The 17,272-nt window shown below is 42.9% G+C and carries 8 protein-coding genes and 1 tRNA gene; 3 read left to right on the forward strand and 6 right to left on the reverse strand.

Translation table 11 applies throughout. The annotated features are described in order from the left end of the window. Positions 1 to 101: 101 nt before the first annotated feature. From F0145_RS06345 to F0145_RS06355, 3 genes are all read left to right on the forward strand, one after another. Positions 102 to 722: a C40 family peptidase gene (locus F0145_RS06345; protein WP_223815849.1), complete on the forward strand. Its 621-nt coding sequence runs from the start codon at positions 102 to 104 to the stop codon at positions 720 to 722. A gap of 308 nt (positions 723 to 1,030) precedes the next feature. Then, positions 1,031 to 4,318, forward strand: a complete 3,288-nt coding sequence (locus F0145_RS06350; RefSeq protein ID WP_150087474.1) for a TonB-dependent receptor — start codon at positions 1,031 to 1,033, stop codon at positions 4,316 to 4,318. Positions 4,319 to 4,459: 141 nt separating this feature from the next. Beyond that, positions 4,460 to 4,533, forward strand: a tRNA-Ala gene (locus tag F0145_RS06355). A 635-nt stretch (positions 4,534 to 5,168) separates the two neighbouring features. Here F0145_RS06355 and F0145_RS06360 read toward each other — a convergent pair. From F0145_RS06360 to F0145_RS06385, 6 genes are all read right to left on the reverse strand, one after another. Then, positions 5,169 to 6,332 (reverse strand): cysteine desulfurase family protein, encoded by a 1,164-nt coding sequence (locus F0145_RS06360; RefSeq protein WP_150087475.1) that lies wholly within the window; start codon positions 6,330 to 6,332, stop codon positions 5,169 to 5,171. Between the two features lie 14 nt (positions 6,333 to 6,346). Continuing rightward, positions 6,347 to 7,768 carry a BREX system Lon protease-like protein BrxL gene (gene brxL / locus F0145_RS06365; RefSeq protein ID WP_150087476.1) on the reverse strand — a complete coding sequence of 474 codons (1,422 nt, stop codon included), beginning with the start codon at positions 7,766 to 7,768 and terminating at the stop codon, positions 6,347 to 6,349. A 36-nt stretch (positions 7,769 to 7,804) separates the two neighbouring features. After that, positions 7,805 to 10,162: a hypothetical protein gene (locus F0145_RS06370; RefSeq protein WP_150087477.1), complete on the reverse strand. Its 2,358-nt coding sequence runs from the start codon at positions 10,160 to 10,162 to the stop codon at positions 7,805 to 7,807. 1 nt (position 10,163) lies between these two features. After that, positions 10,164 to 14,534 (reverse strand): hypothetical protein, encoded by a 4,371-nt coding sequence (locus F0145_RS06375; protein WP_150087478.1) that lies wholly within the window; start codon positions 14,532 to 14,534, stop codon positions 10,164 to 10,166. A 564-nt stretch (positions 14,535 to 15,098) separates the two neighbouring features. Further along, the gene (locus tag F0145_RS06380; RefSeq protein ID WP_150087479.1) at positions 15,099 to 16,172 is read right to left on the reverse strand and encodes a hypothetical protein; all 1,074 of its coding nucleotides are present in this window, start codon (positions 16,170 to 16,172) and stop codon (positions 15,099 to 15,101) included. 232 nt (positions 16,173 to 16,404) lie between these two features. Then, on the reverse strand, positions 16,405 to 17,232 hold the full coding sequence (locus tag F0145_RS06385; protein ID WP_150087480.1) for a phosphoadenosine phosphosulfate reductase family protein: 828 nt from the start codon (positions 17,230 to 17,232) through the stop codon (positions 16,405 to 16,407). Between the last annotated feature and the right edge of the window lie 40 nt (positions 17,233 to 17,272).

The following is a 17,272-nucleotide window of genomic DNA, read 5'->3' on the forward strand; positions in this document are numbered from 1 at the left end:
AATCAAAGGATTAAGAAAAAAAAGAGCCTTTTTCCGGTAGAACCCTTTTTTAAAAACCTGCTTTCCCTTAAATTCATCCTTCCATCATTATTTTTTCGCTTATGACTTGGCGTTCGTTATACCCTATTCTGAAGCTAATGTTGTCTTGCCTGGCCTTGTGCCTGATGGTATCTTGTAAAAAATCTTTCACTGGTTTTCGGTCCGGCATGGTTTCAAATAGCCCTTACGCCGATACCGACCAACGGGTATTAGAACGCGAGTTTAAGAAGCAGGAAAAAATGGTTATCCGGGCGCAGCGACGCGCCGAAAAACTAGCCTTTACCCGGCCCAATAAAAAAATACAAAAAGTAATTCGTACGGCGCGTTCTTACCGGGGTACCCCCTACCGCTGGGGCGGCACCACCCGCATCGGCATGGATTGTTCGGGTTTATTATGCACTTCTTTTAAAGCCATTAACGTAGATTTACCCCGCACCTCTAACGAACAAAGCGAATTTGGCCGGCGGGTCAGGCCAAAAGAATTAAAACCCGGCGATTTGGTATTCTTTGGCGCCTCGGCCAACAGCCGCCAGATTACGCACGTGGGCATGGTAACCGATGTAAAAGGCCGCGACGAAGTTTTCTTTATTCATGCCTCTACCAGCCTGGGCGTAAAAGAAGATAACTTATACTCAAACTATTATCAGAAAATATTCATCAAAGCGGTTCGTCCCAGAATCTAATTTTCCCTATCTTTGCCGGCGTAAATGCCTATTTTTTTATTATTCTAATTTTATACTGATTTTGTTAATTATTTTTTAACAAAACTTTAGATACTTTAGATTATTTTTGTGGAGCCAAGTAGCAATATTGCAGGCAGGTAAAAAATATTTGCCTTTGCATTAAACCTTTGTATAAAGGCTAACTCATTTGGTTACAATTAAATAGATAAAAACATAGTTGCCAAAAAATCGTTTTTACACCTGTACCCTGTTTAGAAACCCAATTATTTCCTTTTTCACATATACAAACAAACAACAAACAACCCTTTATGAAGAAGTTCATACTTACTACAGTTATTCTGTTGCTGGGTGCGATTAGCTTGTACGCACAGGTAACAACCAGTAGTATTACCGGTTCGGTCAGGGATAATAGTGGGGAGCCCCTGATTGGCGCCACTGTTAAAGCAACCCACCAGCCTTCCGGTACCGTTTATGGTACCACTACCAACACCGATGGCCGTTTCCAAATCCAGAACATGCGGATTGGCGGCCCCTACGCCGTAGAAGTAAGTTATATTGGCTACCAAAACCAGACTTACAATAATATTGCTTTGTCTTTAGGTGTACCTTACTCTTTAGATGCCCGGATTTCGGAGGGTGGTACTGCGCTGGCCGAAGTAGTAATAAATGCCAATCGTTCCGAAGTTTTTAATGCTACCAAAACCGGCGCGGCTACCAATATTGGCACCGAGCAACTTAACAACCTGCCTACCGTTACCCGCAGCCTCGAAGATTTTACCCGCCTTACGCCACAAGCCAATGGTGTGGGTTTTGCCGGCCGCGATAACCGTTACAACAATATTCAGATAGATGGTGCCAACTTTAACAACGCTTTTGGTACCAGTTCCAGCGATTTATTGCCCGGTGGCAGTACCCGCCCGGTTTCGATTGATGCTATTGAAGAAATTCAGGTAAATATTGCCCCTTACGACGTGCGCCAGTCGGGTTTTACCGGCGCCGGCATAAACGCGATTACCCGTAGCGGTACCAACACTTACACCGGTTCGGCTTATACTTTTTACCGGAACCAGGATTTAAGAGGTACCCAAGTAGGCAGACGGGAATTGCCTGCGCAACCCGATAATAGCACCATTACTTACGGTGCTCGGTTTGGCGGACCGATTATCAAAAACAAATTATTCTTCTTTGGTAACCTGGAGCGGGAAAAAGAAATATTTCCGGGGGTAACCTGGATCGCTAACCGTCCCGGCGCTACGGGCAACGTAGCCAGAACCACCGCCGTTGATTTAGAAAGAGTGCGTCAACATTTAATTAATACTTATAACTATGACCCAGGCGCTTACGAAAATTACGCCAACGAATTCGAAAACAAGAGCACGCGTTTCTTAACCCGCCTGGACTGGAATATTAGCCAAAACCACCGGTTTACCACCCGTTTTAATTACGCCGAAGGTACCAGCGACCAAACCGTAAACGCAACCTCTGCGCCTAACCCGCGTGGCAGCTCCGCCCGTATCGGCCCCAATGCTTTGGCTTTCCAGAATGCCAATTACGGCTTTTTAAATAAAGTATGGTCGCTTACCGGCGAATTAAACAGTACCCTTTCTTCCCGTATTTCAAACCAAATTTTAGCCACTTACAGCTTTAACCAGGCTACCCGTACTACTCCCGGCGGTCTTTTCCCGTTTGTTGATATCTGGCAAGGCGGCGACAATTACATTAGCTTTGGTACCGAGCTATTCTCGGCGGCCAACGACCTGATTAACGATAATTATACCTTTATTGATAACTTTACCTACCAGGCCGGTAAGCACACTTTAACCGCCGGTGCCAGCTACGAACTAATTAAATACGGTAACCTTTTCTTACGGAATGCTTCTTCTTATTACCGTTATCCGTCCGTAGATGCGTTCATCAATAACGAGCAGCCCACATCTTTTGGTTTGTCTTATGCTTATCCGGGCCAGGACCCGTACACCCGCGTTAGCTTTGGCTTAGGTGGTTTGTATTTACAGGATAAATATTCTTTCAACAACCAACTAGACGTAACTTTTGGTATCCGGGGCGAATTACCACTTTACCTGAACGATATTGGTACTAACCCCCAAATAGATAAATTGGAACTGCTGGATCAGGATGGCAACCCAACCACTTACAAAAGCGGTACCTGGCCAAAATCAAGAATAATGTGGTCGCCGCGGGTTGGTTTTAACTACGATGTATTGGGCGATGGTACTTTTAAACTACGCGGCGGTACCGGTATTTTTGCCGGCCGGATTCCGTTTGTTTACTTAACCAACATGCCTGGTGCTACCGGTTTAATCACGAATACTTTAGACCCAGCGCCGAGCAGCGCATTGCCAAATATCCGGTTTAACCCCGACCCTACTTACTGGTTGAACAACGGTCCGGAAAATGTATTTTTAAAATCGCCGGCCGGTGGAACTCCCAGCACCATTGCCCTGGTGGACGAAGATTTCAGAATGCCGCAAATCTGGCGGAGCAGCTTAGGCGTGGATTACACCATACCGGGTACACCATTGGTAGCTACCACCGATTTATTGTATACCAAAGATATTAAAGGTATTTACCAGTTTAATGCCAACCGGAAACCCGCTGCGGGCCAAATGAATTACGCCGGCGATAACCGCGATTTCTGGAATGGCAGTGCCAATGCACTTTATAATAATGCTACCGGGCCTTTTGCCACCGTATTATCTAACACCAATAAAGGCTATTCTTTAGCGGCTACCGTTGGGCTTTCGTTACCTAGCCAAACTGGTTTCTTTGGGTCTATCTATTATACTTATACCGATGCCCGGGATATTACCGGTAACCCTGGTTCTACTGCTTCTTCTGTTTGGCAAAGCAATTATTCTGTAAACGATGCCAACGAGCAATTATTAGGTATTTCGGAATTTGCCATTCCGCACCGGATTGTTGGTAATATTTCTTATCGCCAAGAATATTTAAACCATTTAGGTACCACCGTTTCTTTATTCTATAATGGTGCGCACCAAGGTCGTTTTTCTTACACCACCAACGGCGACTTGAACAAAGACGGCGTATCGCTGGATTTATTATACATCCCGCAAAATGGATCTGAGCTTAATTTTGCCACTAGAACGGTAAACCGCGTAACCTTTACCGCCGAAGAGCAACGGGCTGCTTATGACGAATTTGTGAAAAACAGCAAACAGTTAAGCAATGCCAAAGGCGACTATGTACTGCGGAATAATGGCTTAATGCCATGGTTAAACCGTTTCGATTTCCGGTTGCTGCAAGATGTATTTACCAATATTGGCGAACGCCGGAACACCTTACAAGTAAGTTTCGATGTTCAGAATGCTGGTAACCTGGTTGGAAATTTCTTTAACCTGCCGTGGGGTATTGCGCAGCAATTAAACGGTGGTTCTAATTTTAACTATCCGTTATTAAATGTTGCCAGCGTAAACGCCGAAGGTATTCCTACTTTTAACATGATAACCGTGGTAAACGAACAAGGCCAAACCGTATTGCCAACTAAGCCTTTCCGGAATACTTTTAACAATACTACTACCTGGCGGATGCAATTGGGCTTACGTTACAGCTTCTAATCTGCTATTTGCCCTATAATAAAAAAACCCGCAGCCTACTGCGGGTTTTTTTATTTAAAATATTTTTGGGCAGGTATTAGAACTTTAAAAAAATTATTTTACTTTTGCATCACTATCGCAAACGGCAATAGAAACAAACCTGGGGGATTAGCTCAGCTGGCTAGAGCGCTTGCATGGCATGCAAGAGGTCATCGGTTCGACTCCGATATTCTCCACCCTCATTATCAGGCACTTATAAGGTAAAACTTGTAAGTGCCTTTTTTGTTCGCAAACAATTCGCAAACAACTAATTGATGATGTTTCATTCTCTTCTTTAGAATAATAGTAATTCCAATTACGATGTAAGTACTTGACATTACAGAACCAGCAAATAATAAAAGGTACTTGATCCAATAAGGACTTAAAAGGAGTTTTAAATATAACCAAGGAAAAGGATATTCTCCTCCCTTAAAGGTCAGTGGACAACTCATAGCAGTAGATAAAACTACGAATCAGAAGGTTTGGGGTTCGACTCCCTACGCGACCACAGCTAATTTCTAAAAGCCCCTAAGAATCAAAACCTTAAGGGCTTTTTTGTTTTTAAAACGTACATATTTACGTACAGCTTTCTAAAACTTTAAATATCGTGATTACTACCCAAAGGATTTTTTTTGTAGGTACTTAATTTCTTCTGTGCTACATTGGAAATTATTTTTTAGGCACTAGTTGTTGATCCATGCAAAAGAACCTATTCAAAAATATTATAAAATCAAATATCATGACTTCCTTCGGGAGCACAAAAAAGGCCTCAAGACTTATTCTTAAGGCCTTTTTCATTTAGTTCATACATATCTCGGACACTAAATTAGTTTTAACCTATTCCTAATTTAGCCCCAAGCCTTTTAAGTTCTAAAACTTGTTTTATAATCAAACTACTTGCCTGAGAAATATCACTGCGAGAGGAAAACCGACCTAAACCAATTCTGATAGTAGAACGAGCATCGGAACGGGAAAGTCCTATGGAAATCAGTGTAGATGAAGGTTCAATGGTGCCGGCATCGCAGGCAGAGCCGGTGCTTAGGGCTAAACTAGGCAAGCGTGCAAGTAATGCATCTGCCTCAAGCTCAGGAAAGGTTATACTAGAATTATTGGGTAACCTATTTTGAAGGTCTCCATTACGAAAGGATTCAGGAATGGCTGATAACATTAAATTCTCAAACTCATCTCTTAACACAGCAAGGTGAGCGTTTTCATCTTGTTGCAGTTCATTACAACGAGCACAAGCTGCGCCTAAACCAACAATACCTGGAACATTGGGGGTACCAGAGCGCCAACCACGTTCTTGACCACCGCCGTAAGCCAAAGGCTCCATCTGGGTACGACGAGGATTGCGAACAATCAAAGCACCAATTCCCTGTGGTCCATAAAGCTTATGTCCACTAAGCGAGAGCATATCTACACCCCAAGCCATTATGTTCACTGGTATTTTACCAACAGCCTGAGCAGCATCGGTATGCATTATTGCACCAGCAGCATGGGCTAATTGGCTTAACTCCGAAATGGGTTGGATGGTGCCTATTTCACCGTTAGCAGCTTGAATGGAAACCAAAAGGGTTTCAGAGTTAATAGCATTTCTAGCAAAGTCCACTTTCACTTTTCCGTCGCTATTTACTGGTATGGTTACGACTTCAAAACCTTCACGGGCAAGTTGCTTTCCAGGATTAATAATTGCTTTATGTTCAATGGCAGAAATGACAATTCTGCGGCGGGAATTAGTCAATTTAGCAGCGCGGGCATAACCAAGCAGTGCTAAGTTATTTGCTTCTGTAGCGCCACTGGTAAAAATCACCTCCCCAGGCTGGGCACCTATAAGTACTGCAACCTGCTCCCGTGACTGCTGAACTGCATCAAAAGTACGCATGCCTGCCTTATGTAGGGATGAAGGATTACCGAATTGAGAGGTAAAATAAGGCAACATCGCTTCAAGTACTTGCGGATCACAAGGTGTACTTGCGTGGTGGTCAAGGTAGATCATAATAGGTGAAATCGCTATTCAGATAGTACAGGAACAATGGCTCTGTCAAACTTACGATATTCTCCTCCTTGATTATAAAGTAAATTCCAAACCCCCTGTCTTAAACGGATGGCTGGTTCCAAACAATGTAAATAAAATTCAGAAAGTGTTGGTTGAGTATGGGGAAAAAGAAGCTTCAAATAGCCACTGGCAAGCGTAGTTACTGCTTCTTTATTCCGATGATAGGCTTTATCACCTAAATCTACATTTCGGGCACAGTAAATATCCGAAGCTGAATGATGGTTACGTAAGGCTAATAATATATCACCAAAATAATCAGCTTTAAGGCCAAAGCCTAAGGCAAAGCTGTTCTGTTCAAGTTTAGGAATCTGCCATCCGGGTATAAGCCCCTTAATACGTTCAATAAATGCTGTTTCCTGTAAAAAAGGTGGTAACTCACGTGTTATAGGATCATTAGCTGGTTTCGATTGTGAATCAAGTGTGATGTTAGCCAACAGTACAAAACTGCAATCAGAAGCAAATTCATGGAGACCACCACGGGTGATTCTACCATTTGCCATATAACCTTTAAGTCCACCAACTATTTCAGCAGGACTCTCAAATTTGAGTGTTTGTACTTCGTCTAGTACCACAACCGAGTAACGGGTTAACAAGCCACCTTGTCCATTAGTATTGTTTACAAACAAAACTGCTGGCGATACATTTCCTCCGCTTATTAATCGCACCTGAGGTGAAATATTCTCATAAACGTAGCTCTTGCCAGTACCACGAGGAGCAAGCTCAATCATATGGGCATGTTTCTGTACTAGCGGTATAAGACGTGCTAATACTAACATTTGCTGTTCAGGGGTATAAAAATCTGGATTGTAACCCATAGAACGTAAGAGAACAGCACGCCACTCTTCAATTGTAAAATTAGCCCTGGCAGCACTCCAATCATCTAAATTGGCATCAGCTTGCATTGGGCGAAAGTTCGTTATGACTACTCCTTGGCCAGTGAGGTAGACAAGCTCTACTACACCCCACATTCCATGTTTGAGTAATTGTGGATTTTGTTTAATGATATCTTCCCCAATACGTCCATCAAAAATCCCTATCATAGCAAGACGGGCATTTCTAACTGCTTTATTCTGACCGAGTGTTACATCAATCTGAACACGTGTAAGGATTTTAACTCTTTCTCCAGCTAAAAGGCGGTTGCGAATAGCATTTCCTTCATCTGCTTTTGGAATGACACGAGATGCCCAGTCTTGTACCTTAGTTGCGTCTGCAGAGCTAAGCTCTCCCTGACCAGGAACTATTGTCTCAAGTACCCACTCTGCTACATAACCTGGAACGCCCCGGTTCTTAAGTCCAGAAGCTGCCAAACGGCGTTTATCTATCGCGGCATTGGTAAATACACGATCTATTTTAGTTTCTAAATTCTCGAACTCCATAAATACTAAATTGGTGAAAAATGAACACCATGTAATTTATATTAAATCATCAAGCGGATTTGAGCTGGTCTGCCTTAAATCATTGTTTCGTAAATCAGCAGTTAAAACAAACGAATGCAGCTCACCATCTGGTGTTTCAAATATAGCAGTTACAATCGTTTTTTCGGCTTGAGCAGTATCAGGCCAGCGAGGCAATTCAACTGTTTTCTTTAACTTATTTAATCCAGGCAATAATTCATCAAATTCTATAACCAAGCCTTCTAGGCGGGGAATATCAATTTCAATTTTGCGTAAACGACCTGGGCGCGAACTACTATTAACTAAGCTTAATTCTGCTTTACCAGGACGATTAGAACGAGATTCTCCAATTAATGAACCACCAACTAAGAAAGCGGCTAAGTTACTTTGCAATTCAATCCAAGGCACAACTACTTCTTCGGGCCAGGCACCACCATGTGGGAAGATGTCTGTCCCGCCTCGCATGTTACCAGTGTGATTAACAATTTTGAAAGAGGCATCTGAGCGAGCTATGGCTACCCAATCTGGTAATTTGTAGGGGTCAGGGTCCAGCCAACGCACTGAATCTGTATCAACAGCTTCTTCTGGTCTAGGAATAGGCTTGATAGTCGGTGGAGTTGCTCTGAAAGCAGCCCTGCCGTGGCCTGTAAAACCAGATATAGGTTCCAGTATGCGTGGACTCTCGCTTAGAAGGCGACCATGATCAGTGGTGATAAGAACGCGTACTGACGTATTTGTCGGTACAGAAGCAACAGCTTCACAAATACTATCTGCTAGCCCAGCTAGCGAACCTTTGGCTTGATTTCTAATAGTCTGAGCACTACCTGGATTATGGTAAATGGAATCTGGTTGCGGTGGTTGCCACACTAAAACTTGACCAGCTTGAGCTGTTTGTACTGCTTCGGCTAGGTTATCAATACCACGTATGTCTGCAGGTGGTGCAGGTTGTTGAGCAAAATATTTAGTCTTAGCAGCTTCAGTAAATTCCAAAGGTACTGCCCATCTCACCGCCCGTTTCGTGTGAGATGTAATTGTAGGTACTAAGCCAAAACAAGGAGTAGCAGCGGCAAGACTTAGCCGCCCAGCTGCTTGATTTAGAATATTTTGTTGTAGTGTTAGAGCATCGCCCCATCCTAAACCATCAGCTATAACCCACAAAACGATTTCATCAGATGAAGGCTTCTGGAGCGCTCCTTTAGCCCAGTACTGCTGCTGATAATGAGCAGGTTTACCTACTAACTTAAGTGGGTACGTTTCTAAAAACCAATCGCTGAAAGCTTCTGCCAGTTTCTGAACTTTATCTTTAGCTTCTAGATTACTGTTGTGACTTGCTTGCCACAACCGGTAAGGTAAATAATATTGGGTTACCCATTGTAAAACGGAGGATGGCTCAGTAGGTGGGTAAGGAGGAACAGGAGGTGGAACCAACTTACGTAGCGTTGTCACTATAGAATTAGTGGCAACCGAACTCCGTTCTAATTCTGACACCAAGCGCTCAGTAGCTGCTTGAGTAAATGCAGGGGATTGCAACTGTTGAACTAAAACATTCAACGCTACTAATCTAATTTCCGGTCGCTGTGCTTTACTGGTTTGTAATTGCCACCAAGAAAGAGCAACTTGATCTTGGGCGTTAACGGGTGCACCACTCAAAATACCAACAACTTGCTGATTAAAAGCACTATAAGCATTAGCCATCCATGATGTAACAGGTAATGGAAATTGCTTTGCCCATGCAAGGGCTGGGGCAAGTGATGATGAAGCTGTGGGAGCTTCGTATCCAATCCAAGTAGTTAGGATAGTTTGGGCCTCTGCTGGTGATGTTGGAAAAAGAGCAGCGGCATCTGGAAAGCTTAAATACCAGGCAGCTAGCACAGTTTTAACTAAAGGTAATTGGTGTGCCGGAAATGTGGATGGTTGAGCCGCCAACCATGATAGCCAATGAGCTGCGTGCTTGGACAGTTCAGTGGCTGCGGGATGAAGGGGTAGTTCTTGCCAATGGGGAGAAAAACTAGGATATAGTTCTTCTAACAAAACCTCTAAAGTAGGCAATTTTGCAGTGGTAGCTGTAGACAAGTCAGCTAGCACCTGACGGGCCTGGATTTCTGAGAGTGAAGGGCACAGCTCCATTAGTTGCATTGTTGGAGAGGTGCAAGTTTCTGTTTGACCACCAAGAGCTTGCCACCATTTATAAGCCCAATTGCAACGGTCTACGCCACGGATGATTATTTTAGGGGCAATTACATGGGTCTTAACCTGTGCTGCAACCCGCAGCCAGGCTACATCGGTATCTACCACCATATAACCGGTAGGTACAGGGGCATCACCAGCTGGGTCAAGCAGTAGTGCGTTAGATATTTGGGAAGAGGTTTGAGACATCTTAATCAGCTGTTACATAAGTTTCCTGCTCAAGCAGTTGTCTCAAGCGCGCTACACAACTTTTTCTTTGCTCTACATCCTTTATTTGACTAAAACGGAAAGCAATATCCTCTACTTGGTCAGCATCCAAACGCTTTTGAAGTGCTTTCTCAAGGCGTTCCCGCCGTTTTATTTCTTCTTTGGGTAAGAAATGAAACGCGCTATCCATTGCAGTTTGCAACTCCTTGTAAATTTTGGCAGGAGGCTCACTTTCGTCTTTTTGCTCATTGCGCGTAATAAGATCATTTAAAGTATCGATAGCAACTTGCACATGCTCCTTAAACTTATCCTCTACCGCTTGTCTTGCCTCTAATACAAAAGATTTTTGGTTTTCTGTACTTCCTTCAATTAACCTTAATTTTTCATATTTTTTAAGAAGCTTTTGGAGCTCACTGTTATTTTCTGGAGTATCGTCACTCAAATCTGTGATATCATCCATAATTTTACCCCAGATTTCGCACCATTTTAGCGCTTGGGAATATTTAGTAGCCTCTGGCTCCGTATTAAGGTAATTATCATGCTGCCGCTGAAGAGTACTTGTAAGGGTACTAATCTCTTTAGCTAAAACTTTGATAGATTTTCCTTCTCTTTCTGGTAGATCGCTTGCCTTAATATAGTAAGAAGTTAGATTTTCCTCAAGCTCCTTAATACGACATTGAATAGTTTCAAGCGTGGATTGTTTCGCAGCACTACCTTTTTCAGAATGTACATTGCGCGAAGTAATCTCTTCTAGTGCTGCCCTTAATTCTCCTAAGTTTTTAAGCTTCTCCACTTCCTTAAGACGAGCTAAGAAGTCACTATCTAACTCCTCTCCTTTAAGGCGATCCCTTTCTTTTTGGATTGTTAACATAGCTTCTTCTACCCTAAAGATCCCAATTTCATCAGTAAGGCTGTTTAAGTAACTTTTAGTAGAGAAGAGTTTAATTTCACTTTCCTTACATTTATTCAGCGTATTAATTTGCAGTGGAGAAGTATAAATATTACATATTTGGATTGTTAGTGTTCGTAGTTTGTTTAATAATTGCGCTTCTACTTGCCCCGAGTGTCCTGAATTGAATGATTGTACAGAAACTTGAGGCGGACCACTCCGAACATAGGTCAAATGCTTTACTAGAGTCTGAATTGTATCTGGATGTGCATTGGTTAAGGCTGGCAGTTCTTCAGTTATTCTATTCAACTGGGAGTGGTAGTCACGAATATTCTGAATAGCAGCGGTTAGCTGAGATACGGTTTCGATGGTTTGTTCTCGTAGTTCAGGATCACTGCCCTCATTATTAGCATAATCCTGGAGTTCAGCTAACCTTGTTTCTGCTTCTGAATATTCAAGATTTTTATGGTCCTGCCATTCCCGGAGAATCTGTTCAATATGAACCTTTACAGCCCCTTGGTCCTCACGAGCAGCATGTAAGTCAAGTGGACCTAGTAGTGTGGAGATAACCCTTTCAAAGTTGGTTTCAGTGGTAAACCATTCCTCACCAGAAAGGCGCTGGCGAGTAACACCATGGTAGAAGTGAAGGGTACGGCGGTGTCGGCCAGCCCAGGCGCAAAATAACAGCCCTAAAGCATAATAATCATATCCATAGGGTGCGTTAAGTAATTTCAGCAGGGGCGCCCGCAGAGAAACGCGCTCATCCGGGTTAGTACCAACCGGTACTGCCCCTTCTAACACTTGCCAGCCACGCTGTACCACATCTAGTCGTGGATCAACTACGCGTAAGCCAGCATCCACAACACCCCAGGTATTAGGTGTATCACGTAAAACTTTGTCGTAAACTTTTCTCGCAGGTGCACCTGCTGAGCTTCTTGTATTTTCATCCCAGTCGTTAAACTTGTCGCGCCGCAAAAAGTCACAGGCTGTCCATACTCCTCTTCGATAATTAGTACCTGTCGATAAATCATCTAAATAAGGTGCACGCCAGCCATAAGCAGGGCCATAACATGCTTTGAGTATCGCGCTCAAAGATGGTGTGGGATTTGTTGAAAATATGGCGTTTACTGTAGGGGCATAAACGCTTGGAACTTTATAATCAATAATTCTCCTTTCCTCGCTACGGAGTTTTTCTATTTCTAATTTTCGTTGCTCTGCCGTCTGTGCTTGTATTTGCTCAATAGCCTTTTCTCCTAAATCTGCACGGGTTTGGGCTCCCCAGCCATCAAGTACTTGTTGCTGTGCTAAGGCACGCAATAAACCATTGTGAGGTTGTTGTGGTAGGACAAGGACTGCGGGTGGCGGATACGCGGGGTCTAAGTCTTGTATTACTGCATCAAAATCAGCTTGAGCATGGGTCCGGAGCCATGCTACCTCTTCATCAATATTTCCTACAGGCCGAATAACATATCCTCGGCGTACACTAGTATCTAGCCAAGTTCCTTCTGTATTGAGCTGGTAGCGGCGAATTAATTGACGAAGGTAGGCACGGGACCATAAAACACAAGGTATTATATATACGGGAGCTGCCCAATCAATGGCATTCCCAAGCGCCACCTCTTCAGAATAGTTAAGTGTATGGAGCTGTTTAAGTAAAGCATTCGCAAAATCAACCGAATCAAGTACGAGCTGATCTGTTTCTAAGGCAAGCGTTCGGCTTGCTTTCATCCCATCTTGGCCTAAGCTCCAAAATAAATATTTCTTGCCAGCAGGATCATACTGAATACGACCATCAGCGGCCAATTCCCGCAGCGCTTGTTCAACTTCAGTACGTGAATGGCCACAAAGGGCAGAAATAATACCTTCATGATCAGTTAGGCCAGTCCCAATGGCAAGGTTAGCCGTTTCGCGCACAAACATGGCGGCTAAAACATCGTCCTTCAAATGGGTAGATTCAGGCATCTTTAACTGAGGCAATGCGGCTCCAGCTAACCTTAATGCATTTTGGTACCTGTTCCAATCTTCGTCGTTCTTTGCCAATGATTCTTTGAAATAAGCTACTAATTGAGTGGCTGGAATAAATTGCAGGGTACCATTTGTGGTAAGAGCGGGATAATCTGCAAAGCGGCGATATGCCTCCTGCACAAAACCCAAGCTGGGCCGGGCTGATACAGTTTCACGGATTCCTAAAGTACAGAGCAGCGCAGTAGTAAGCGGATGCAAAGGATAGCACTCATAACCAAGTTGTTTTTGAACTTGTTGTGGTGTCCAGCTTGCGTAACGTGCCCGAAATAGTAGCTTTGTCATGTCTACAGCAGCATCAAGTTCTGCTTCAGCACTTGGGTTAGAATCTAGAATAGCACTAAGATGTTCCTGTTCTTGTTGAAGAAAATCACCCAAAACAGCTTCTAGCGGCGAAACAAGTACCTTACGCTGAGGATCTGGAAAACGGGTTAGCTCTCGGTTCACTTCATCTAATCTTGCCGAGCCTGCGCCCATGGCCCGCTTGGCTATACCTTCAGGCTTAGCCTGTGTAAAGGCTACAATGGCGGCTCTACTTTGTAAACCAGCAACGGCTTCGAGTAAATTCTGTAGCGGCTGATTTTTGCTGAGCAAATCATATTCATTAGCATAGTCTTGAATAAAACGACCGAATTCATCAAAAAGAATAAGTAACCCAGCAAATGGTTTACCCTCACCGCAATATCTTTCAACTACACTTTCTATTACTTGCTTAGGGCCAAGCATATCACCAAAAGCAGGCGGAAACCCGGTTACATGGTGCACCATTTGACTTAACTGTTCACGGTACTGGCCTCTGCGTGAAATAAGGTCATCGCGCAAATCCTGTAGGGTAAGTGGCGGGGTAAGTGTTTGCAAAAAGGCAGTTGCTTTTTCAACGTCAGCTTGCTTAGCAGAGAGCGCCTCCAGCCCCTCCTCGGCGGGCTTGAACCACAAGCCTAGGTCTTCATCTCTGGTGATTGGATTTGCTTTAAACGCTTTTTCAAGGCCCCGTACTACTCCTTGAGCTATAGTAATTGTATCATTTCCGAAAAGAGTCAAAACCAAGTATGGTTGGCGTTCTTCTTTAAAATTTTTAAGTCCTATGTAATCGCCTTTTGCATGCTTTATGGCTTCAAGCACCGCATTTACCTCTGGTGAACCAGCGGGCTTTCCAAAAAAGTTGGCTAGGGCTAAAGCTAAATGTGACTTACCGTGACCATAGATGGCCTCCCAAAGATGACGGTTTCCCAGCTTTGCAATCTCGTCAGATTCGAATCCAAAACGTAAAGTATTTAGAGCATCCAGAGAGGGCAACTCTTCCCCTATCTTTTGGCGAGTCCAGGAGTAAGAACCAGCAAGCCGGGTATTGTTAGAGTGTGCTGGGTACCAAGCCAAAGCTACATCACTTACAAAAGCAGCCTGGGGATTTTCTTTTGTGATTTGACGTATAGTGTAAGTCATAAATTGCCAATGTAAGTGTTAACTAGGAATGATTATATTTAAAGTGAAATTTTAAGATTCTAAAAGTAAATAGCGTAGAGGCCCCCATGTAGAGTCAGGATCTGCAGGGCCAAAACGTTTAAGTAACTTTGAGGGCAAAGCTATAATTAGTGGAGGCCGGTAAGAAGCAGTGCCATGCAAGCGCTGCCAGAAAGCACTACGTTCGGTTTCTGATAACTTAGCCAGTAATACATCAATACCCCACACCCAAATACCAGGATGAGTGGGGTCCGGATCTTCTGGGCTTGGAAGCAAGCTCAATGCGTAGTCGAGCAGGAGAGCGGAGCTTAGGCTAACATGGCCATGGGCTTGGCATCTGTCAGCTACGTATAATCCTAAGTGATGGGCACGGAGGTCCAGGGTTTGAACCCAATTTTCAGGGGCAGCAAAATATTCAGGAGAATTCAGCACTACTAGGGCTGTCCGAATTCGGGGAGCTGCAGGGCCACGCAACCCTCCGGTAAGCAAACGAAGTGGCAATGGAGGATGGGCTATTATAGTTGTCATACTTGGGTAATGAGGGAACTAAGCATAAAGAGCTGTCCAAAGTGGTTCTTTATCAGTCCAACGGCGCAAAATCTGAGGCGGGTCAAAACGTCGCTGACGCTGAACCAAGCCAAGTTGAGGAGCAGCTAACTCGGCTAATTTTGCATTGAAACCATCTACTCCCAGTAACAGTAACTTCGGCAAGTTACTTTTAGTTAGTTGTTCCTCATCAATGGAAGCTGAACTTGGGAAATTAGCCTGCCAATAATCTGCTAAAATACAAGCGAAAGCATTTGTAGGTATGGTTTGGGGAGTACGAACCATATAACTATTCTTCTCTGGCCCTTCTAAAATACCCAATTTAACTAACCCATCATTGGCAGAATAACTACCCAATAATGAAGTTGCAGCCACTTCATAAGTACCAAAAGCAAGTTGCTTTTCTCCGGCTTCTATACTAGCAGAAAAAATGAATTCAGCAATTTCCTTTTTATTTAATGCATTACCAATAAGAAAGCGGTTGGCAATTGTTTTACCCCAAAATTCAGGGCCTAATTCATGTTCAACAGAAATAAAATAGTGTAAAAGCCACTGTGTCTCAATTCGACTTAAACTTGGGTCGTTATCATAAACGATATACCCAAAATTTGTGATTTCACCATTCCTTTTAATTAACCCGCTGCCTCGTGCATAATTTAAATTAGCAATTACTTGATTTTGGCCAAGGGTTGTATATTCTTTTAGAAATGTCTCTGTTGGGATTGATAGTTTGTTTTTTTCTGAAGAAATAAATGCACTCAAAATTTGGCTTAAACCTGAACGGCTCATTCTAAAACTTTCTGAGAAAGAAGTTTTTAGTTTTTGACTACCAGCTTCAGCATTCGGGCTATTTTGATTATTCAGTATTAACATAATCGTGCTTGTTATATCACAAAGGCTATTATCATTATTGATTAAAATCCAAACATCATCTGAAAAATAAGCATACTCAATGTTTTCTATGATCCGCTTACTACCACCTCCAGAAGTTGTTAAAATATTGTATCCTGTTTCCCTATTTGGAAGAACCTTATGATTCCAGAAATAGGAGCCTCGAAGATGAAAGAATGGCAAGCTTACTTGTGCCCAATCTTCTGGACTTGCGTATTCAGAAAAGCGTTAATTGAAAGCTTCAGTTAATTCAGAACTAAAATAAATTTTTATTTTGGGTAATATATTTATTTTTAATTAAATCTAATACAGCTAACAAAAAAATTAATTTGTGCGGTTTTTCGCGGCTAGCTAACACATAGCGTTTTAGGGTAAACAGCTCATTTTTTAATTTAGATAGTGCTTCCATCATGAACTATAGGTGACAAATATTGCAGCCGTTTTCACTGTCGTCATCCTCTCCTAATAAGTCAACAAGCAATGGATTAGATTTTTTACGAGCTTGTTTCCGTTCATTAAAGTCAGCCATAATTTTAGCTGTTCTTTCTGGTTCGGATAACTCATCCAAGCTTTCCTTTTGATTCCAAGTATAGCGTCGACCAGATTCCTCATCATACTTTTCAAAGGCTTTTGCCTTTTCGAATAAGTCTGGATGCCTTTCTTTCAAGCCTACCCACTCATTTCGCTGCTGGTAGAAGCAGAAATAACAACCAGAACGTGAGCGCCACTCATAATATTTAGGCAGTCCAAGCCCACTATCATTCAGAATTTGCATGATATCATCATAATCTAATCCATCGTCTTTAAAAGGTAGAATTGGTATTATATTTGGCTTACTTGAAATATACCCAGAGCGGTTTTCATCTGCCCGAATTCCAACATATGAATAAACTAGATCATCACCTACAAAATCTTCAAAAGGCTTAATTTTAAGTACTCGGGTACACCATCGAGTACGGGCATCTGGTAACATATTATTCCATAAATCCAAAAAATGCTGAAAAGGTCTGTCTGGATTAAGTCGTTCAATTCTCTTACCTAACTGTGCTTCCAGCAAAGCTAAGTAATCATAGGTTTCAGGTAATTCTTCACCCGTATCAGCAAAGGCATACTCCATTTCGGGCACTTTGTCACGCATATATAAAGCCAAGGCGGTGGAATCCTTTCCGCCAGAAAGACATAGAATGTGGCGCACCTTTTGTCCTTCCGGATGGCGCGGGCCGGTATAGTTGGGAAGATTCATATAATTAACTTGGTAAATATATAAAAAAATAAATATAAAT

Origin of the sequence: Adhaeribacter rhizoryzae, assembly GCF_008629685.1 — a bacterium.
Taxonomy (GTDB): domain Bacteria; phylum Bacteroidota; class Bacteroidia; order Cytophagales; family Hymenobacteraceae; genus Adhaeribacter; species Adhaeribacter rhizoryzae.

What these genes read in the sequence shown, in the direction of transcription:
- brxL (WP_150087476.1), bottom strand. Translation starts at nt 7,768, where the DNA reads ATGGAGTTCGAGAATTTAGAAACTAAAATAGATCGTGTATTTACCAAT.
- F0145_RS06345 (WP_223815849.1), top strand. Translation starts at nt 102, where the DNA reads ATGACTTGGCGTTCGTTATACCCTATTCTGAAGCTAATGTTGTCTTGC.
- F0145_RS06375 (WP_150087478.1), bottom strand. Translation starts at nt 14,534, where the DNA reads ATGACTTACACTATACGTCAAATCACAAAAGAAAATCCCCAGGCTGCT.
- F0145_RS06350 (WP_150087474.1), top strand. Translation starts at nt 1,031, where the DNA reads ATGAAGAAGTTCATACTTACTACAGTTATTCTGTTGCTGGGTGCGATT.
- F0145_RS06360 (WP_150087475.1), bottom strand. Translation starts at nt 6,332, where the DNA reads ATGATCTACCTTGACCACCACGCAAGTACACCTTGTGATCCGCAAGTA.
- F0145_RS06385 (WP_150087480.1), bottom strand. Translation starts at nt 17,232, where the DNA reads ATGAATCTTCCCAACTATACCGGCCCGCGCCATCCGGAAGGACAAAAG.
- F0145_RS06370 (WP_150087477.1), bottom strand. Translation starts at nt 10,162, where the DNA reads ATGTCTCAAACCTCTTCCCAAATATCTAACGCACTACTGCTTGACCCA.